The organism is Pseudomonas sp. BP01, from assembly GCF_022760795.1.
GTDB classification, from domain to species: Bacteria; Pseudomonadota; Gammaproteobacteria; order Pseudomonadales; family Pseudomonadaceae; genus Aquipseudomonas; species Aquipseudomonas putida_Q.
The window spans coordinates 1-255 of the sequence record NZ_JAFBKA010000139.1 but is presented as its reverse complement, the minus strand read 5'-3'; the positions used below and the strand labels follow the sequence as shown (position 1 = coordinate 255).

Here is a 255-nt window from a genome sequence, read left to right as displayed (position 1 = left end):
TCAAACCGACGTTCACCGTGCACATCAACCAACCGCTGGGCCACGACCTGGTCGTGACCCTGAGCAACAATGCTCAAGTCACCATCAAGGCCGGTGAGACCAGCGCACCGTACACCCACGATGCGCAAGGCGACGACGTTTACAACGACGCCGGTGAAATCAGCGTTGGCATTAAATCGGCGGTAGACGCTACCGGCGCCACCTTCGAAAACCTGGAGTTGGGCGGCGCTGCGAAAGTGGATGTCACCGACACCA

1 protein-coding gene is annotated in these 255 nt (G+C 59.2%); it reads left to right on the top strand.

Features of this window, described 5'->3' with window-relative positions; translation table 11 throughout:
- The coding region (locus JOY50_RS28835; protein ID WP_243056210.1) for an immunoglobulin-like domain-containing protein at positions 1-255 on the top strand (255 nt) is incomplete at both ends.